The organism is Enterococcus sp. FSL R5-0957 (genome assembly GCF_038008005.1).
GTDB classification, from domain to species: Bacteria; Bacillota; Bacilli; order Lactobacillales; family Enterococcaceae; genus Enterococcus_B; species Enterococcus_B faecium.
In genome coordinates this window covers 1,427,793-1,447,330 of the sequence record NZ_JBBOYG010000001.1, presented here as the reverse complement: position 1 = coordinate 1,447,330, position 19,538 = coordinate 1,427,793, and the positions used below count along the sequence as shown (strand labels likewise).

The window sequence follows — 19,538 nt, the reverse complement described above, 5'->3', positions numbered from 1 at the left end:
TTGTTTTTATAATAGATGAATGCTCGTTATCTTTTGAAAAAATGATCTTATTGATTGATATTGAAAGTTCAAGATAAATTGAATTTTTAATAAATGTGTTATTTAAAGTTTTTTCGTCCGTTGCTTATGATCACTAGAAAGGAGATCTCGTGAACTACTTTAGCGGTTATAAAAGAATTCCAGAAGGATGGCAACAAGCAGAAATAAAAAATGATCAGTATCAAAATGAAAGAAGAAGACAGTTGTTGGAGAAAATGAAGCAAAAACAGCTGAATCGAGAGAAAAAGAAGAACAAAGAAACGAAGAAAAAGCAGCAAAATAAAATAGCTACCGATCCCAGAGTCGTTCGTTTAAACAATGAAATGAATCAACTGAAGCAAGAATTGAGTAAAGCAAAAAAGCAAGTAGCTACTGTGAGCAAGAAAAGAAGAGAGGACAAGAAACACATCAGAGAGCTGTCACAGCAACTCGAACGACAGCACCAACAAGCAAAAGTAGAAAAAGAAGAGATGAGACAAAAAGTCATCGAACAGCAGAGGAAAACAGAACTATTGTATCAAAAATTAGAAGAAGTGGGCTGGGATACAGATAATCACGCACTTCAGGAACTCCAAAAACGTAACCAGATCATCATTTATTTGCTGCAAAAAAATAGCCAAATGCAACATTATCTAGAGAGAATACATAAAGCGTCAGATTTATTAAAGAAAAGAAATGATCGACTGAACAAGAAATTAGAAAAGCTTTCAAATAGAAATGCTACGTATCTGAAAATCATGGAGAAGAAAAAACAAGAACTGCAGCAGTTGTCTAAAGTCAACAAGCGACAAACAGAACAATTAGCAAAGGAAAAACAAAACTTCGTACAAGCAGCTCCTCAAGATCTGATCCATGCATTGATTCAGCAGTTAGACACCCAATCATTTTATAAGTTCAATCAGCTGAACAAGCTGTTCAATAGGTATCAATGGATCTTCGAACATCAAGCGAATGATTTGCAGTATCAAGAAACAAATATTTTTTATGGTTTTGTAGAAATAGAAGAGGGCAGCATTTATTTCCACGAGGTCAATACGGAGCAAAGAAGACCACTGATAGTAGAAGAGAGCTTTAAACGCAAAGATCTTTTAACAGATGGGATAGCAGTACGAGTACATCAAAAAACAGTAGACGGTCCAGTATATCTAAGGTATTGCTATCCTATCGTTGAACAGAATAAGTCAAAAAGAAGAAGCGACAAATATCTAAAGAGAACAAGTCAAAAATCTAAACAGCCAAGTAAAAAGCAATTGAGCATAGATGCTGAAAAGTGGGCATCATCACTCAAAATTGCTGTGATCGGGAACAAACAAATAAAAGGATTCGTAAAAGGATTGCAGAAATATGTAAAAACTGTCGAAAGAATCGACGCATATGAGTATGGGGAGAAAGCACTATTTGAAAGAATCCGTGCTGTTGACTATGTCTATGTTTGCATCGATAGCGTCCCGCATCATGTGACCAATTTTCTGAAAAGTGAAATTGAGCTTATGGAAAAAACAGAATTTTTTTATCGCCCTTCAATAGATGATGGAGTTACTCGGATGAACTATTTGTATTGGTTGCAAGAGGGAAAACGCGTAGAGATAAAAAAGAACAAAAAATATGTTCTTGACAAAAAACAAATGTAATCCTAAACTAGAACATGTGATGCGGCTATGGCGGAATTGGCAGACGCGCTAGCTTCAGGCGCTAGTGAGGGCGACCTCGTGGAAGTTCGAATCTTCTTAGCCGCATAATTTTTTTATATACTGAGAAAAGATATCGAGGGAGAGATCCCATCGGTATTTTTTTATAAAATCTGATATAAAATAGATTTCGGTAAGAAAGTCATAGAAGTAATAGATAAGCAAAAAACTCGCTCTGATGTGACAAAACAACTCAAAAATAGGCCATGCGATGTATTCTTTCGCATGGCCTCTTCCTATTTTGAATGTGTTTAAACGTTCAAATAATGAATCTTAGTACCAACCGTTTGCTTCCCAGAATGCTTTCGCAGCTTCCCAAGAACCATAACGTGAAGCAACATATTGTTCTGCCACTTTTTCTTGGTTCGCAGCAGAGTAGTCACCATTCAAGTAAGAAGAATCTAATTGGTAACGTCCGATGTAACGTCCGTTCGTTGCTGTGTAAGAACCGCTTGATTCTTTTTGTGCGATCCATTCTTTTGCAGCATTCGTGCTTGTTGCCGTTGTTGTTGTTTCTGTTGCAGCAGGAGCAGATTGTGTTTCAGCAACAGGGGCTGCTTGTGTTTCTGTTTGAACCGTTTCTTGTACAACAGGTTGTTCAGCTTGGACGGGAGCTTCTTGAACGGTTGCTTGAGGTTCAGCAGCTGCTTGTGCAGAGCCTTCTGTTGGAATCGTTAATTGTTGTCCTGAGTAGATCAGGTTAATGTCAGAAATTGAATTTGATTCTGCAATGGCATTGATCAAGGAGTTGTCACCAACGTATTTTTGAGAAATCGTTGATAGAGTATCACCTGATTGAACGGTATAAGCTTCGTCCGCATGAGCAGTCGTTCCCATGAAGAATGCAGCACCGGCAGCCAAAGTTGTTCCAAAAAGTAAAGTTTTAAGTGATGTCATGAAAAATCTCCTTTATTCGGTAAAAAGTTTTATTTGTTGTGTTCAACGAGGAATACTTTAACACGTGAAAATATTTCATAGGTAAAAGAAGCATGACAATTTATGACAAATCCACGTTTTTTGTAACAGAATGATGTTCATCTCATGTGAAAAATGATGAGAAATTCCACATAATGCAGAAATGATAGGTTTAGAACAAGTGTTCTGATGAGAACAGAAATGTATAAATAACTTGAAAAAAATTGCTATTAATCATCATTTTATTTACACATTGCGTATATTTTTTGTATTTTTGCTTGAGATGTTACAATAAAAGAAAAAGGAGGCGGTTCCAATGAGTAAGAGATACCAGAACATCATGGTAGCAGTTGACGGATCAAGACAATCGATCAAAGCGTTCGCTGAAGCCCTTGACTTAGCAAAGGACAATGAAGCCCACTTATTTATCGTGTCAATCATCAACAAAGTTGAGCTGACCCATAGTGCCTATGCCTTTTCAAAAATCTATGCAGATGAAAAACAAAGAACAGAAGTAGCCATGCTGAAAAAAATCAATGATGCCAAAGAGTTCGGCATTGCTGAGATCCATGCAATAGTTGAAACTGGAGATCCAAGAAATTTGATTGCCAATGTCATCCCTGGACAAGAAAATATTGATTTGATCGTTATGGGAGCGACAGGAAAAGGAGCGATACAACAAGCACTAGTCGGATCGACCGCTTCTTATGTCGTTTCACATGCCCCTTGCAGTGTATTGGTCGTGAAGTAATTAGATAAGGGAGGAATAGAAAATGGTTCGCCCTCAAGAAGTTCGTGCACCAAAAGAAAAAATAGAAATTTTAGCAATTATTGAAGACGGCACACAAACAAAAAAAGGATACTCGATTGCTTTAATAAAGTGGAAAGGAAAAAAAGGTGTTGCTGTAAGGTGGGATGGAGATAATCAACAAGACAAAGGATTCCCGATCACTGCGAACGGCTACCATCCAGCGTGGTTTGTTCTGCCTGATAAATTTACAGAATTATACAGCTATGATTATGCGAAAACTGTCACATCCATTAAAGCATTAGACAAATTAGCAGAAGAGCAGCATAAAATGGATGAAAAATAAAAAAGATGAACCAATCAGTCTTTAGAAAACTGATTGGTTCGAGGAGTAAAAAATGAAAAAAGGTTATTTGGGATGAATATAGAATAATGCGTATAGCTTAAATCAAACTTAAAGCCATAAAAAAGGCAAGAGGGTGAGGTAAATGGAAGCAGGAAAAGTTTTACAGGAAGTAAAAGTATTATGTGCAGATAAAAAATATGAAGAAGCAAAAAGTCTGATTGAAAAGAACAAAGAAAATTTGGAAGAAAAATATCCGATTGCACAAGAATTTATAGAATTAAAACAAGGAACGCTTCTTCATCGATTCAAACATTTTTTTGGTATCACAGAATAGAAAAAAGCGATTAAAGATACAGCAAATCTCTGCTGATCTTTAATCGTTTTCTTTTGAAACTGCTAGGATTCAATTCTGATTTTTATATAAAAAATAGATCCAAATGATTAGAAAAACTACTGCAAGCGTCAATTCGATGATGTGTATCACTAATACAGATGTTGTTTCCCAATGTCTAAAAGAAAAAATCTGATAAGTAAAATATACGGCAGGTAAAGAGGCCAGTAAAACTGAAAACTTCTTTTTCGTCCATTTTATGTAATAGAAAAGAATGCTTAGCATAATAAAAAAAGGAATATAAAAAACGAACTGACCGATCGCGATCATACTATTGCCTCCAATAAATAAAGTCCAAGATACAAAATAACACTTTGTGCGTGAAGGCGCAAGCAGTTCTATGGATTTATCCAGTAAAATATGTATTGATTTTGAATTTATAGGGGAAAATTGCTATAATCAAAGTGAAAGAAGGAGTGGAATTTTCATGGATCATGTAGTGTTAGAAATCGATTTGCATTTAATCAATAATATTCGGGTGATTTACTATGTTGTAAGCAATAGTGTCGAACAACGTGTACTGACGAATAAAATCAATGGTATTTTAGCAAAGAAAGACGTTCACCGATTCAATAACGGTGAAGGTAGTTATTATAGTATCCCAGTAGAAAAAATTATTTATACGACAGTCAAAGTCAGAGAAGATCTGGATACTAAAAAGGCATATGAACCTATTTTTACAACTTATTGATTAACAGTAAATGGAGGAAAAAAATGAATCCATATGAACAACTTATCCAAGATTTGATTGATGGAAAAATCGAAAAAATCGATGTAAAAAGAGAAGAATTAATGGCTTTTCGAGAAGCATGGCTGAAATTGGAGAATCGTAAATATGTGGTAGGAAAAGCATCGCTGAACGGCAATGTGACTTATCACTATGATCCGACACGCTTATTTTAGTAAGGATGATTCAGAAAAAACAAGGGACTGTGACAAAAGTCGTGTCACAGTCCCTTCTTCTGGACAAACGGTGTTCCAGAAATGAAAATTCCTACTTATTAAATAGATTTTTGAATTTGTCTTTCACACTGTCGATATTTACGTCTTTTAGAAGATTTTGTGCTTTCTCTTTGTAAGGACCTAGTTGTTCTTTATGTTCTTCGATAAATCGTTTTGCGCCGTCGAAGTTGCCGCCTTTTATCATTTCCTTGACTTTTTGAAATAATTCTTCTTGATTCATTTTGAACACATCCTTTGCCATCAACTTGATTTTTTTCCATGGATAAAGCGAGAAAATCTAAATTATCCACATCACCATAATATCAAATAACGATCATTTTTGCTAAAAAAACACTTGTTTCTCGCTTCTAAAGTAGGAGAAAAATCTCCAACTTAGGACGGATGGAATTTCTCTAATTGCCCCATATACTGGATATATAACAAGGAGGTAGAAAGATGAAAGTGATTAAATATTTGATAGGATTGGCGGCGATTAGTGGTATTTTGCTATTTGGACTGAAATACTATACTGAAGGAAGTTACGGGGAAATCCCTGGTATACTTGACCAACTAAATCCATTAGTTGAAAAAGGTGAGGTCTATGTAAAAACACAAAAACCAGAGGAAGTAAATGAACATGGAACGGCAAGGTATGTTCAAAAAGCTGCTAATGCCGATGGGGAAGAACGAACAATTGAATTTAATGGACTTTCTGTGTTAAAAGAAAATCATTATTTGAAAATCAGCAATAAAGGAGCACACATAGAAACGTATGAAGAAGTTCCTAGAGAAAAAGTTCCGGAAAAAGCATTAGCAATTATTGGCTAAATCTACTGTATGAGTGCTACAGATTTAATTGTTGATTATAATAAAATTATGTAAACTAAATAATAAATAATAAAAATATTCCAAAATCCCCTGAAAAAAGATCATTCTTTTTTCAGGGGTTCATTTCTTATCAACAAGCTCATCAAATTGGGATGGCAGGGTTCGAACCTACAATTGCTTGATTCAGAGTCAAGTGCCTTACCAGTTTGGCTACATCCCATTTATTCAACAAAATAATCATAGCACTTTTCTAAAAAAACGCAAGTTATTTTTCTTGATCAGATAGTTGTTGTTTTACTCGTAAAAGGCGACGCACCAGTTTCTTTTCCAGTCCAGCAGGAAGGGCAATCCGCTCTGCTACTGACAAGACGGAGTCAAGCAACTGATATTCTTTGACAGGTTCATTCATGATATGGTAAATGTTTGCTAAACGCTCGATATATTCAAAGTGGGTGTACTCTGTTCGAGCGATTAGAAATTTTAATAAATCGATTGCTTTTCCATACTCTTGGTCTCCATAATAGACAAGAGCTTGACGATACAGTTTGATTTCTAGTTCATTGAGGGTAGCAGGTCTGCGCCGTTCGTTCCACTCATTAATAGAAACTTTACCTTGAACATTTCCTTTGCGATCACGGACAAAAATAATCGGAATTTCATTTGGATCCATTTTTTTATGAGTGAATTTTTCCATTATCTGTGCTCCCTTCAAAGGTTCGGTATCTAGAGTATAAGGGATTTTTACTTTAATTACTAGCTTTTCTCCAAAGTTAGCATTTGTCCGCCCATTGCAGTGAAAATGGCCGAAAAATCATTGATCGGTACTGCTCGATTTTTTACGCCATAGGGGTCGTTGACGTAAATATTCTCTTTGTCGTATCCAGTGACTACACAAGCATGAACAAGTGGAGTGACTCTTACTTCTCCGTTGTTTGTTGTCCAAGTCATAAAATCAGTTTCATCAGGGACTTCAAAATTGATAGTCACGGAAGTCCATACAGGATTTCCTTTAGATAGAGCTTTTTTGATATCATCTAGTTGAGCGTCTGTTTTTGGAAAAGTATGATAATCCGTTTGGACGATTTGTTGAGCAAGAGAGGCAATAGGAGGGACATAGACGCCCATAGCCCAGTCTCCGCCACTGATATCTCCAACAAATCCTTCATTAGGATCGCCGTGAGTCCCGTCTGCATTGAAAACAGGGACGTAATCCAATTGTTCAGCTAACTGGTTTTTAGTCGTTTCATAACCATAAAAAGATAAAAGCATGGAAAGCGAAGTGACCTCGCAGCCATTTTCTAGAGAAGGAGAGTCAAACTGGCTCTCTAATGGAACATCTAGCAAAACTTCTGCTTTCTCTTTTGTCTTTTTCGTTTTTTGTGTTGCACTTTTTTGTGTAGTATTCATTGTATGTTCTGGAGAATGGATATGTAGGTAATAACTTGTACCGCTTAATAAAAGAGTAGCTGTACCTCCTAGAAACAATAGTTTTTTAAATGTTTTTTTCTTCATTGGAAATCTCCCTTTTCAGCTGTTTATCTTTCCTATTATAAGTGTATTTTTATTGGGAAGGGAAGTATTTTATTTAAATATGTAAGAAGTAATCAGTTTTTGAGGAATATTATTTATTATTTTAGAAAAAATTCTTCTAGATACAACAGCTGTTTTAATTGTGAAAACGAAAACAGTACGCTATAATGCCTGTAAGGTTGATTTTTGACTGTAAACAAAAAATCAAATAGTTAAATCTCCAAAAAATAGCAATTGTAATATGGAGAAAAGTTCCAGCAGTTTAGGAGGATTTTGATGACGGAAGAAATGATTAATTTAGGAGAACAATATGCATGCAAACCAATTGGCTTTACAAAAACGGTCGTTGGTGAAGTTGTATCAAAAATGACAAACTGTGCCGTGGTCAAAGTTGCCCAATGTGCTGCAGAGGATCAAGAGTTATTAGATGAAAAAGCAAGCATGGTTGTTGCAAAATATGATACATTTGAATAAAGAAAATAATTGGACGTGCGGCGTGCTGCAAGTCCAATTTCTTTGAGAAGGTAAATCAGTATTCTTTTCCTGTTTTCAGGAGAAGAAAAAGCGAGGCGAGTTGTCATGGTAACATTTTTTACGGTCCTATTGTTTTTATTCGTTGTTGTTATGTTCTTATTTCTTTGGCTGGTGCGAAAATAAATTATTTATCGGACTGTTCGGAATCGATGGGTCTACTTGGTCATACCATTCTTAGTAGTACTAGTCATTTGGTACACACTCATCAGTCAGCCTACAGCAGATGAATTGGCAAAAGGGATTTTGTCAGCGATGATTTTTATTAGTTTTTTGTTGGACAGTCGAGGAATTACAGAAGAAGGGCTTGTCTTGAATAGCTTTGATAAAAAAGGTGTTCCTTTTTCTGAAATCAATAAAATCGTGTTGTACCAACCAAAAGGTTCCAAAATTGTAAAAATGAATTTTTTCCGAAACGGGTGGCGGGGACCGATGCTGAAATTTTCTGCATCATTAGAAGAATTAGTTCCATTTTTGTCCCAACGCTTGAACGATGAGGCGGAGATCGATATTATGATCGATCCAGAATAAAAAATAGAGGTTGCGACAAGATGTTTGTCACAACCTCTGTTTTTTTCAAGTAAAATTATCCGAATACACGGAAGCGATCTGCATCGTTCATGTATTCTTTTTCCCCAGCTGGTGTTTCTGGTGAACCGAATACTAATTGTGAACGTAGTTTCCAGTTTGAAGGGATATTCCATTCTTTTGCAACTGCTTCGTCAATAACTGGGTTGTAATGTTGCAGGTTTGCGCCCAATCCTTTATCAACTAATGCTACCCAAGTGTTCGCTGTTGCGATTCCGTTTGATTGTTCTGACCAATCTGGGAAGTTGTCTGCATATAATTCAAATTGTTCTTGTAGACCTTTTACCACGTCAGTATCTTTGAAGAATAATACTGTACCATAACCATTTTTGAAACCAGCTAATTTGTTTTGTGTATTTGGGAAAGCTTCTGCTGGAGTCAATGGGCGAAGTGCTTCTTCAGTGATTTCCCAAAGTTTTTCATGTGCGTCTCCGAAAAGAATAACTGCGCGTGTTGATTGAGCATTGAAAGCAGTTGGGCTTTCTTTAATTGCTTCTTTGATCAAAGCTGTCAATTCTTCATTAGAAAGTGAAACATTACGTCCTAGATGATAGATTGAACGGCGATTTTTTAAAGTGTCAGTAAAAGTTGTCATAATAAAATTTCTCCTTTGATTTGCGTTTTGCATTTTTTTAATTGATTACGAAATGAAGTATAGCATCTTACAAAAAGTAAGTAAACAGATATGCTCACAAAAAATAAGCGAAGTTCAAAAAACAATTTTAATAAGGGAAATCGTCAGAAAAGGATTTTCTTGGTTATCGCTTTCATTGCTGTGTTTTAGGAATTTTTGCTTATTTGAAAAAAACAGCTGATATATAATTATTAAATCTCTATCTTCTTTTTTTTATGATATTGCCATTAAAAATTACTTGTTTTTATAGAAAATTAGTTTATATTTCTTAAATAAGTTTTTTAGTCGCCGATTGTAAAATTAAGCTAGACAACTAAAAAAGTCATTTGTGCTACACTCAAAATAGTTCCGTCCAAAGAATTATAAGGAGTGAGTACAAATGACCTATACCCATCTTACAACGGATGAACTTGTAATGATAGAGTCTTATTTCAAAATAAATCAATCTGTTGCGAAAACTGCGCATTGCTTGAATCGTTCAAGACAAACGATCCATAAAGTATACCTGTTCTTCAAGCAAGGAAAATCAGCCTTAGAGTACTATCAACAGTATAAGAAAAACAAATCAAACTGTGGTAGACGCCCGCTTGTTTTACCTGAGGAACAATCAGAATATATTCAAAGAAAGGTTGTTCAAGGATGGACACCCGATGTGATTGTTGGTCGTGCAGCGTTTCCTATTCGTTGTTCTGCTCGTACCATTTATCGTATGTTCAAAAAGGGGCTATTTAATCCTTCTGACTTACCGATGAAAGGCAAGCGTAAACCAAATGGACATCAAGAAAGACGTGGAAAACAAGCTTTCCGTCGCTCTATTCATGAACGTGAAAAAGATTATAGCCAATTCTCAAATGAGTTTGGTCACCTTGAAGGTGACACTATCGTAGGTTTGAAACATAAAAGTGCTGTAATTACCTTAGTTGAGCGATTATCAAAAGTTATCATCACATTGAAACCGTGTGGTAGACAAGCGATTGATATTGAAAACAAATTAAATCATTGGTTTGAATCTGTACCGAAAAATCTATTCAAATCCATCACTTTTGATTGTGGAAAGGAATTTTCAAATTGGAAACAGATCAGTAATGCCAATGATATTGCCATTTATTTCGCTGATCCAGGAACGCCGTCTCAAAGAGGCCTAAACGAGAATTCTAACGGATTGTTACGTAGAGATGGTTTATTGAAATCTATGGATTTCAATTCAGTAGATGAATCTTTTATTCAATCTGTCGCATCGAAACGAAATAATATTCCTAGAAAATCACTGAATTATCGAACACCTTTGGAAGTATTTTTGAGTTACGTAAGTATTGATGATTTGTCTAACTTAATTTGACAATTAAGAAGTTAAATTTTTCGGTAAAGATGTATAATATTTTCTGAAAATTTAAAGAATTGGGGTATAGATTATGGAAAAACAGCAAGACAAGGGCTTCTTCGGACAGCCGAAGGGATTGTCAACTTTGTTCTTCACTGAGATGTGGGAACGATTTAGTTATTATGGTATGCGTGCATTACTTATCTATTATATGTACGATACAGTTGCTAACGGGGGACTTGGATTACCACGAGCAACAGCATTAGCTATCATGTCGATATACGGATCGCTGATCTACATGTCTAGTATCGTCGGCGGTTGGGTATCTGACCGAATGTTAGGAGCAAAACGCACTGTGTTCTTTGGTGGAGTCTTCATTATGCTTGGACACATCGTCTTGGCTTTACCATTTGGTGTAAGTACATTGTTTGTTTCAATGGCATTGATTATTATCGGAACCGCCTTTTTGAAACCAAACGTTTCTGGCATGGTCGGACATCTTTATTCAAAGACTGATTTGCGAAGAGATGCAGGATTTTCGATTTTTTACATGGGTGTCAACTTAGGGGCATTATTAGCACCACTAATCGTTGGGACAATCGGTCAAGAATATAACTACCATTTAGGGTTCTCTTTAGCTGCTATTGGGATGTTCTTTGGATTATTACAATACATCATCCAAGGACGCAAGACATTAGACGGAGTGGGTACTACACCGCCGAATCCTTTGACAACTGAGGAACGTAAAGGATTCATCCGTAACTTGATCATCGCACTTGTTGTTATCGCTGCAGTATTCGGTGGGGCACAATTAACTGGTCATCTGACAATCGACTTTTTTGTCAATACAATCAGTGTATTGGGGATTATCTTACCGTTGTATTACTTTATCAAAATGTTGACTTCAAAAGATGTAACTGCTGAAGAAAAACCAAGAGTATGGGCGTACATCCCATTATTCCTTGCAGCAATCATTTTCTGGTCATTACAAGAACAAGGTTCATCTATCTTAGCTTTATTTGCTAGTGAACGTACGCAATCTACACTATTTGGTGTGACGATCCAAGCAAGCTGGTATCAATCATTGAATCCGATTTTCATCTTTATTTTGACGCCGGTATTTGTAACAATGTGGACAAAACTTGGCAAACGCCAACCATCTACAGTAGTGAAATTCTCACTTGGTCTTTTGTTTGCAGGATTATCATACTTACTATTGATGTTGCCAGGTATGCTTTATGGGACAAGTGGAAAAGTAAGTCCATTGTGGTTGTTAGGAAGTTTCTTCATCGTGGTTATTGCTGAATTGTGTCTTTCACCAGTTGGTTTGTCTGTAACAACGAAATTAGCACCACGAGCATTTGAATCACAAACAATCGCTATTTGGTTCTTAGCTGATGCTTCTTCACAAGCAATCAATGCACAAATTGCACGCTTCTACACACCGGGAACAGAATCTGCCTACTTCGGTATTATCGGTGCAGTAGCAATCGTTGGTGGTATCTTGCTATTTACTGTGAAAGAACCAATCAAAAAACTAATGGGATCTATCCATTAATCAACTCACGAAAAGACAGGAATTGCTTATTTGTAGCGATTCCTGTCTTTTTGCGTATACTCAAAAAAGATAGAAATATCAGAACCATAAAAGTATATAATTTGAAAAATATAGAACAAATGTTCAGTATTTTTTGATATAATAAAGAAGCGCCGTATCATGTGTTGAAGGAGGAAAAGCATGTCTTTACAATTTATTCTTGGAAACGGGAAAAAAGATCACCGTCAAGTCTTGATCGATGAAGCGTCAGATTGGCTCGACCAGGATGCAAGCAACCAAGTATTTTTCCTTGTTCCCAATTACAGCAAATTCGAACAGGAACAAGAAATTTTAGCGGAGATGCGAAGAAGAAGCGGGAAAAAAGCTTTCAGCACAACAAATGTTCAAGTATTCAGTTTTTACCGTCTGGCTTGGTATTTGCTGCAACAGACAACCCTTCTTACAGGAAATGAATTATCAGAATCCGGATCTGCGATGATCTTGCGACAGATTTTAGAAAAACATGAGGAAGAATTAACGATCTTTCGCGGAGAAATCAATAAAAGAGGATTTATTCGCCAATTGCAAGAACTCTATAGTGAATTGCGCACAGGGAATATTCAACCAGAAGACTTGATGCTTTTATTTGGTGATTCACCGAATGCAGAAGGCCAGCAACTTAAAATGAAAGACTTGAAGTTGATTTTTTCAGCTTATGACAGCGAATTGATCGAACGTGCCCTATCAAATGAAGATGCACTGGCTATACTAGCAAATTATATGCAGACACAAGATTTCACCAACGTCAAATTTATCATCAGCGGTTTTTCCCGAATCAATGGGCAAGAGTATCAATTACTGCAGGCAATGATGGAAAAGGGGCAATTAGTTGTCGATTTATTGTTGGATCGTCCTTATACAGCGGATCTTCCAGAAGTACTTACGCTCTTTCATGAGACTGGAAAGCTTTATTTCCGTCTTTTTCAAAGTGCGAGAGAACGGAAAGTCCCTATATTAGTAGATCGTTTTGCGCCAGAGCAGAATCGTCCGACAGCGCTGCAGTTGCTGCAAACGATGTGGGAAGAGACTTCCAGCCAAAAGAAAGCAACCGTCCACAAATTAGGGGAACAAGAGGCTCTCCATTTGTGGGAAGCTGAAAATCCAACTGAGGAAGTCCGACAGTTAGCCGTTGAAATCAGACGGCTAGTCAGTGAAGAAAACTACCGTTATCGTGATATCCAAGTACTGACAAAAAATATGTCCTTATATGGAAATATTCTTCGACCAATCTTTCAAGAAATGGCGATTCCTTTTTATATCGATGAAGAACAAATGATGGAAAATCATCCGCTGATTGAATGGATCAACAGTCTGTTCGCTCTTGACCGTTATTCTTATCGATTAAGTGATATTATGCGTTTTTTCAAGACGGAATTGTTCCTATCGATGGAAACAGAAACCGAACTGGATGAATGGAAACAAGAACGAGATGAATTCAGGAAAAAATTGGACATCACAGAAAATGTCGCACTTGCTTATAATTATCAAGGCACTTACTGGACGCGTGAAAAAGATTGGCAGTTTGTAGCGTATGATTTTGAAGCAGAGCAGATTGAAGACGTACAGCATCTGGAAGAACAGTCAAATACGATTAGACGATTATTTCAGAAATCTGTACCTGCATTTTTTAAAAAAATAAAGAAAAGCAAAACAGGACAAGCGGCCGCAAATGTTTTTTATCAATTTTTGATCCAAAGTGGTGTACAGCAACAATTATTGTTTTGGCGTAATCAGGAAGTAGATAGAGGAAACTTAGAAGCGGCAAGAAACCATGAGCAGACATGGGGAGCGCTGATTGATCTGCTGGATGAATATGTAGTCATTTATGGTGAATCGGCTTTTGACTGGTCACTGTTCCAAGAAATCATTACGAGTGGTCTAGAAAATCTAAGTTATGGTAAAATCCCTACCGCAATCGACCAAGTGCGAATCAACCGTTTGGAATTAGTTCGACCGAATCAAGCTGCCGTCACTTTTGCATTAGGTTTGAATGATCAAGTGTTTCCAGACCGTAAAGAAACAAAAGGATTGTTGTCCAGTGAAGAACGAGAAGTATTAAATCAAGCTTTGCCAGATGGACAGTTTTTATTCGACCCATCCAAAGAAAGTATCTCTTTTGAGCCTTTCCAAGCCTACCTTGTTTTTCTTTCCGGAACGGATCGATTATATCTTAGCTATGCACAAAGCTATGACACAGATGGTTCACTGAAGATGTCTCCTTATTTGCGCAGAATCACAGAATATTTATCAGTTCCCGTCGAGAGAAAAGAGCATTTGACGATCGAAAGCGATCCTGATTGTTATGTAGGAACTTACAGAAGCGGAATCAATACAGTCAATAGGATTTATCGATTAGCTTTAGATGAAAAGAAACCTGTACCAAAGCATTGGCAAAAGCTCAAAGAATTAGTACTGAATTCCTCATGGCGCAATTTTGCTTTACAAATCTTTGAAAGTCAGGAACATTTGAATGTGCCTGTTTCGATGCCAGAAAAAATGGCGGAAGAGCTTTATGGAAAAGAAATTTATACTTCGATTTCACGTATGGAGAATTTTTATAATTGTGAATACAAATACTTCATGCAATTTGGTTTGAAATTGAAAGAACGAACTGTTTATGGTCTGACTCCAGCAGCAACAGGTGATTTTTATCATGAATCATTGGATCGTTTCTTCAAGCTACTGTTTTCAAACCAATTATCCTTAGTGAATATGACCGATGCGCAGCGTAAAGACTTCACTGAAAAAGTGCTGCAAGAAGTGTTCGGAGAACTTCGGTTTGAGATATTGGATAGTTCCGCAAGAATGAACTATATCCGCTATCAATTAGGACAGACGATCCAAAAAGTAGCATGGGCTTTGCAAAAACAGAGCAAAAATACGGGCATGCATCCTCTTCAGACGGAGATTTTATTTGGTCAGATTGCTGGAGCAAAAGGTATCACAGGTCTGGAATTGCCGTTGAGTAATGGTGGAAAACTCCACGTCCGAGGAAAAATCGATCGGATCGATGTAGCTTCTGAACAAGAAAATACTTGGTTAAGCGTCGTTGATTACAAATCTAGTGGACGTTCATTCGATGTCACAGAAGCTTATTATGGCATGGCTATGCAATTATTGACGTATCTGGACGTAGCATTGATGGATGCGGTACGTTTGACTGGAAAGGCGGCTGTTAAACCAGCAGGCTCTTATTATTTACATGTTCATAATCCTGTATTGACAGAGACAGATGATGTAGAGAAGAATACATTGAAAAAATTTAGTTATGATGGCGTTTTTGTCGATGATCCCGCTCTTTTAGAAGTATTAGACCATTCACTGGAAGCAAAAGAACAATCACTGATCTATCCAGTGAAAAAAAATGCGAAAGATGAATACCAAAAAGGTAGTTTCAGCAAAGATAAATTTTTCACGGAAGAAGAACTGCAACTGTTCATGGCGCATAATCGGGAAAATATGCGGTTAGCTGGAGATGCAATCACTTCCGGAGAAATCAAACTGAACCCAGCTTATAAAGATAAACAGCGAATTGCCTGCGAATTTTGTCCATTCAGAAGCATCTGTACGTTTGATGTGATGCTGAAAGAAAATAATTACCACTGTCTGGAGAAAATAGATAAGGAAGAAGCACTGCGCAGAATATTGAAAAGGAGTGAAGAAGAGTGAATCAAATTCCTTTAAAACCGCAAAATGAACGATTTACAGATGATCAGTGGCAGGCGATTTTCGATCAAGGAGATAATTTGTTAGTCTCTGCGTCTGCCGGATCAGGTAAAACTACAGTGCTTGTTCGAAGAGTGATTGAAAAATTAAAAATGGGTTTTGATATTGATGAATTACTGATTGTGACATTTACTGAAGCAGCTGCAAGAGAAATGAAAGAAAGAATTCAAGAGGCATTACAAGAAGCGGTCAACAGCGAAAGCGACCCTGTACGAAGACAGCATTTTACTAAGCAGTTAGTTTTATTGCCCACAGCGAATATCTCAACCTTACATGCTTTTTGTCTAACAGTTATTCGACGTTATTATTACTTAATTGATATTGATCCGGTCTTTCGCATGTTAACAGATGAAACAGAAACGATCTTGATGAAGGAGGATGTGTGGGACGAGCTGAGAGAAGCACTTTATGCAGAAAATGATGAACGATTTTTTCAATTAACAATGAACTTTTCTAATGATCGTTCAGATGACGGCTTGACGAATCTGGTGTTTTCTCTTTATGAGTTTGCCCGTGCCAACCCTGACCCCCAAAAATGGCTAGAACAGTTAAGCGATAATTATCGTTTGACTGAGGGGCTAGCGAAATCTCGATTATATCAAGAACAAATCCGTCCTTTAGTTTTGGCAGATATATACCAATGTGTACAATTATATGAACAGATGACTCAGTTAGCACAAGGTGAAGGATTAGAAAAAATGCATGAGCAAGTGGCTGGAGAACAACTGCAGATCAAAAATATCTATGAAGCTTTCTCGCAAGATCGGTTAGAAGAAGCTTATGCTAGTTTGGAACAACTGACTTTTTCAACTTTTAAGAGCAGTCGTAAAGCAGAATTGAAAGAAATCTCTAATGAAGTCAAGGGCATGAGGGATAAAGCAAAAAAATTGATTCAGCAGATAAGTAAAAGTTACTTTCCTGTTTCACCAAGCCAAATAGAAGAATTAACGGAAAAAGCACTACCGTTAGTCGAAGAAATGACAAAAGTCACGCAAAGCTTTATGGACGGTTTCAGTATGCGTAAACGGGAAAAAGGTGTGTTGGATTTCAATGATCTGGAACATCTAGCGTTGCAGATTCTCACAGAAAAAACGAAAGATGCATGGCTGCCAAGTGAAGCTTCAAAACATTATCGAAAAAAATTCAAAGAAGTAATGGTAGATGAATATCAAGACGTGAACCAATTACAAGAAGCCATTTTATACTGGCTAAGAGAACCTGACGATACAAAAGGAAATATGTTTATGGTTGGGGATGTCAAACAATCCATTTATTCTTTCCGTTTAGCAGATCCTAGTTTATTTATCGGGAAATACGAGAATTTTTCAAAGAAAGAAGGCGGACGTCGGATCGTTTTGGCTGAGAACTTCCGCTCTAGAAAAGAAGTCCTTTCTTTTACGAATCTTATTTTTGAACAACTAATGGATCCAGCAGTGGGTCAAATCAATTATGACGAAGCAGCCAAACTGATACAGGGATTCTCAGACTTTCCGGAGAATGAACAGTTTGAGCCAGAAATCATGATCTATGAAAAAGAACAGGAAGAATCAGAGATCGAGATTCCGACGGACGATATACTGGAAGACAAAACAGAAGGCGAACTTTTTATGACAGGACTAAAAATTCGTCAATTAATTGATTCCTCCTTTATGATTTATGATAAAAAATCAAAGAAAAGTCGTCCGATAGAGTACAAAGACATTGTTCTCTTGACACCTACAAAGAAGAACAACTTAACAATTTTAGAGATTTTCAAAACATTGGATATTCCTTTGGAGATGAATGATGCTCAAAATTATTTTCAAGCGACAGAAATTCGCACGATGATCTCGCTGCTGCAATTAATTGACAATCCCTATCAAGATATTCCGCTTGCGGCTGTATTGCGTTCGCCAGTCGTGGGTTTGATTGAACCAGAATTAGCCAGCATCCGATTAGCCGACCGTGCACATACTTACTATGATGCTGTGCTTGCTTATCAATCATCAAACGAAGATGAATTAGCGGCTAAGTTGGAACATTTTGGCAAACAACTAGATCATTGGCGAGAACTTGCTCGCCGTTCTTCGATCGCTGACTTGCTATGGGATATCTATTATGAGACGGGATATCTAGAGTATGTGGTCGGTTTGCCAGCAGGAGCACAGAGACAAGCCAATCTTTATGCATTGGTCGATCGTGCCAAAGCATACGAGCAAAGTTCTTTCAGAGGATTATATCAGTTCGTGCGTTTCATTGAAAAAATGCAAGAAAAAGATAAAGACTTAGCAGAACCAGTCATTTCAATAGAAGATAATGCTGTTCGCGTAATGACAATCCATGCAAGTAAAGGCTTGGAATTTCCAGTTGTATTTTTGTTAGATATGACGAAAGAATTCAACTTACAAGACTTGCGCAATCGGTATGCTTTTGAAGAAAAACTTGGAGCAGGTATTCGCTATATGGATCCTGAAACACGGGTGTTATATGATACGTTACCGTTTCAAGCCATCAAATTGGCAAAGCAAAACAAATTGTTGTCGGAAGAAATGCGTAAATTGTATGTAGGATTGACTCGGGCAGAACAAAAGCTTTTCATTGTCGGTTCCTATAAAAATAAAGAGCAAATGATCCAAACGTGGTCTGAAGCAGCTGATCATGAGGAGTTGGTTTTTGATCCTGCGCTACGTTTGAAGGGCAGAAGCAGCTTGATGAATTGGATTGGTTACGGATTGATCCGTCATCCTGAAATGCAGAAATACTTAGAGGAAGAAGTTTCGACTTCTCTCCTTCAAGATTCAAATGCACAGTTTTCTATTTCATGGATGAATCAGCAAACAATCATTGAACAAAGACAGTTGCTTGCTGAAAAAGAACTGGTTAACTTAGATCAGCAGATGAAAGAAAAGGAAACTGTATTAGCAGATTCGTTACAAAAACGTCTAGCCTATGAATATCCTTATCAGGCTTCTTCGCAAACCACAAGTTATCAATCTGTATCTGAGATCAAACGATTATTCGAAGATCCAGATGATACACAAGAATCACGTTTGACTCTGGAAAGTAGTCAGACAAAGGCAGCATCTCGTCAATTCCGTTATACGCAAGAACAACTAGCAGAACCAAAATTTTTACAAAAAGATCGGCAAGTGTCGGCAGCTGCTGTTGGAACAGCTACCCATGCTTTATTGCAATTGCTGCCATTAGAGATGCCAACTACTGAGAGCATCAATCAAAAGTTGCAGGAATTAGTAAAGAAACGGTTAATAGACGAAAAGGTCGCAAAAAAAGTAGATGTTTCTTCTATTATATGGTTCTTTCAAACAGAACTTGGGCAACAATTGATTGCCAACAAAGAAAACGTAAAACGGGAGCAACCTTTTTCCATGCTGCTTTCTGCTGATGAAGTATTTCAAGACTATCCAAATCAGGAAGATGAGCTATTGATCCACGGAATCGTCGATGGATACTTAGAAGAAAAAGATCATCTCCATATCTATGATTTTAAAACAGATTTCATTTTACATCCGGATGATCCAGCAGAAATAGACGCAATCGTCCAAAAATATCAAGGACAGCTAAGACTTTACCAACAAGCAATGACAGAAGCACTGAATAAACCTGTAGAAAATGTTTTCCTAATTTTACTTCGAGTGAAACGAATCATAAACATTAATAAATAATTATAATTGAGCAAACTTGACTTATGTTTTGTAAGGATTATGCTATACTCTG

Annotated in this window: 18 protein-coding genes, 2 tRNA genes and 1 pseudogene; 14 read left to right on the top strand and 7 right to left on the bottom strand. The window is 37.0% G+C overall.

The window, feature by feature from the left end; all coding sequences use genetic code 11:
- Positions 1 to 149: 149 nt before the first annotated feature.
- A complete protein-coding gene (locus MKX69_RS06985; RefSeq protein ID WP_341009506.1) occupies positions 150 to 1,670 on the top strand; it encodes a hypothetical protein in 1,521 nt (506 codons plus the stop codon).
- A gap of 21 nt (positions 1,671 to 1,691) precedes the next feature.
- Positions 1,692 to 1,775 (top strand) — tRNA-Leu (locus MKX69_RS06980).
- 225 nt (positions 1,776 to 2,000) lie between these two features.
- Here the strand turns inward: MKX69_RS06980 and MKX69_RS06975 are convergent.
- Positions 2,001 to 2,624, bottom strand: coding sequence for a LysM peptidoglycan-binding domain-containing protein (locus MKX69_RS06975; protein ID WP_002329110.1), 624 nt, complete (start codon positions 2,622 to 2,624; stop codon positions 2,001 to 2,003).
- A gap of 334 nt (positions 2,625 to 2,958) precedes the next feature.
- Between MKX69_RS06975 and MKX69_RS06970 the strand changes: the two genes are divergently transcribed.
- The 3 genes from MKX69_RS06970 (at position 2,959) to MKX69_RS06960 (ending at position 4,070) form a co-directional block, all read left to right on the top strand.
- Positions 2,959 to 3,393 (top strand): universal stress protein, encoded by a 435-nt coding sequence (locus tag MKX69_RS06970; RefSeq protein WP_002292929.1) that lies wholly within the window; start codon positions 2,959 to 2,961, stop codon positions 3,391 to 3,393.
- Positions 3,394 to 3,415: 22 nt separating this feature from the next.
- Positions 3,416 to 3,736, top strand: coding sequence for a hypothetical protein (locus tag MKX69_RS06965; RefSeq protein ID WP_002315116.1), 321 nt, complete (start codon positions 3,416 to 3,418; stop codon positions 3,734 to 3,736).
- 142 nt (positions 3,737 to 3,878) lie between these two features.
- Entirely contained in the window at positions 3,879 to 4,070 is a 192-nt protein-coding gene (locus tag MKX69_RS06960) for a hypothetical protein (protein WP_002315115.1), read from the top strand.
- Positions 4,071 to 4,139: 69 nt separating this feature from the next.
- Here MKX69_RS06960 and MKX69_RS06955 read toward each other — a convergent pair whose 3' ends face one another.
- A complete protein-coding gene (locus MKX69_RS06955) occupies positions 4,140 to 4,397 on the bottom strand; it encodes a hypothetical protein (protein ID WP_002292934.1) in 258 nt (85 codons plus the stop codon).
- A gap of 157 nt (positions 4,398 to 4,554) precedes the next feature.
- On the opposite strand from MKX69_RS06955, the gene MKX69_RS06950 reads away from it, so the two are divergent.
- Entirely contained in the window at positions 4,555 to 4,818 is a 264-nt protein-coding gene (locus tag MKX69_RS06950) for a hypothetical protein (protein WP_002292935.1), read from the top strand.
- 23 nt (positions 4,819 to 4,841) lie between these two features.
- Positions 4,842 to 5,030 (top strand): hypothetical protein, encoded by a 189-nt coding sequence (locus tag MKX69_RS06945; protein ID WP_002288067.1) that lies wholly within the window; start codon positions 4,842 to 4,844, stop codon positions 5,028 to 5,030.
- A gap of 91 nt (positions 5,031 to 5,121) precedes the next feature.
- Here the strand turns inward: MKX69_RS06945 and MKX69_RS06940 are convergent, their stop codons facing one another.
- A complete protein-coding gene (locus MKX69_RS06940; RefSeq protein WP_002292937.1) occupies positions 5,122 to 5,310 on the bottom strand; it encodes a hypothetical protein in 189 nt (62 codons plus the stop codon).
- A 215-nt stretch (positions 5,311 to 5,525) separates the two neighbouring features.
- On the opposite strand from MKX69_RS06940, the gene MKX69_RS06935 reads away from it, so the two are divergent.
- On the top strand, positions 5,526 to 5,897 hold the full coding sequence (locus MKX69_RS06935; RefSeq protein WP_002315113.1) for a YxeA family protein: 372 nt from the start codon (positions 5,526 to 5,528) through the stop codon (positions 5,895 to 5,897).
- 147 nt (positions 5,898 to 6,044) lie between these two features.
- Here the strand turns inward: MKX69_RS06935 and MKX69_RS06930 are convergent.
- The 3 genes from MKX69_RS06930 to MKX69_RS06920 all read right to left on the bottom strand — a co-directional run bounded on the left by MKX69_RS06930 (position 6,045) and on the right by MKX69_RS06920 (position 7,409).
- Positions 6,045 to 6,117 (bottom strand) — tRNA-Gln (locus MKX69_RS06930).
- A gap of 45 nt (positions 6,118 to 6,162) precedes the next feature.
- Positions 6,163 to 6,591: a hypothetical protein gene (locus MKX69_RS06925; protein WP_002329143.1), complete on the bottom strand. Its 429-nt coding sequence runs from the start codon at positions 6,589 to 6,591 to the stop codon at positions 6,163 to 6,165.
- Positions 6,592 to 6,650: 59 nt separating this feature from the next.
- Positions 6,651 to 7,409 (bottom strand): C39 family peptidase, encoded by a 759-nt coding sequence (locus tag MKX69_RS06920; RefSeq protein ID WP_341009498.1) that lies wholly within the window; start codon positions 7,407 to 7,409, stop codon positions 6,651 to 6,653.
- Between the two features lie 294 nt (positions 7,410 to 7,703).
- Here MKX69_RS06920 and MKX69_RS06915 point away from each other — a divergent pair, with 294 nt between their 5' ends.
- Complete coding sequence (locus MKX69_RS06915; protein WP_002315110.1) at positions 7,704 to 7,901, top strand: hypothetical protein; 198 nt, start codon at positions 7,704 to 7,706, stop codon at positions 7,899 to 7,901.
- 105 nt (positions 7,902 to 8,006) lie between these two features.
- A pseudogene (locus MKX69_RS06910) lies at positions 8,007 to 8,489 on the top strand (hypothetical protein).
- A gap of 55 nt (positions 8,490 to 8,544) precedes the next feature.
- Here the strand turns inward: MKX69_RS06910 and MKX69_RS06905 are convergent.
- Positions 8,545 to 9,141, bottom strand: a complete 597-nt coding sequence (locus MKX69_RS06905; protein WP_002309425.1) for a nitroreductase family protein — start codon at positions 9,139 to 9,141, stop codon at positions 8,545 to 8,547.
- Between the two features lie 418 nt (positions 9,142 to 9,559).
- On the opposite strand from MKX69_RS06905, the gene MKX69_RS06900 reads away from it, so the two are divergent.
- The 4 genes from MKX69_RS06900 (at position 9,560) to addA (ending at position 19,486) form a co-directional block, all read left to right on the top strand.
- Positions 9,560 to 10,519 carry an IS30 family transposase gene (locus tag MKX69_RS06900; protein ID WP_000222573.1) on the top strand — a complete coding sequence of 320 codons (960 nt, stop codon included), beginning with the start codon at positions 9,560 to 9,562 and terminating at the stop codon, positions 10,517 to 10,519.
- Between the two features lie 73 nt (positions 10,520 to 10,592).
- Positions 10,593 to 12,059, top strand: coding sequence for a peptide MFS transporter (locus MKX69_RS06895; RefSeq protein WP_010732688.1), 1,467 nt, complete (start codon positions 10,593 to 10,595; stop codon positions 12,057 to 12,059).
- A gap of 180 nt (positions 12,060 to 12,239) precedes the next feature.
- Entirely contained in the window at positions 12,240 to 15,767 is a 3,528-nt protein-coding gene (locus MKX69_RS06890; protein WP_341009493.1) for a PD-(D/E)XK nuclease family protein, read from the top strand.
- Positions 15,764 to 19,486 carry a helicase-exonuclease AddAB subunit AddA gene (gene addA, locus MKX69_RS06885; protein ID WP_341009491.1) on the top strand — a complete coding sequence of 1,241 codons (3,723 nt, stop codon included), beginning with the start codon at positions 15,764 to 15,766 and terminating at the stop codon, positions 19,484 to 19,486. The genes MKX69_RS06890 and addA overlap by 4 nt, the downstream gene beginning before the upstream one ends.
- Positions 19,487 to 19,538: the final 52 nt, after the last annotated feature.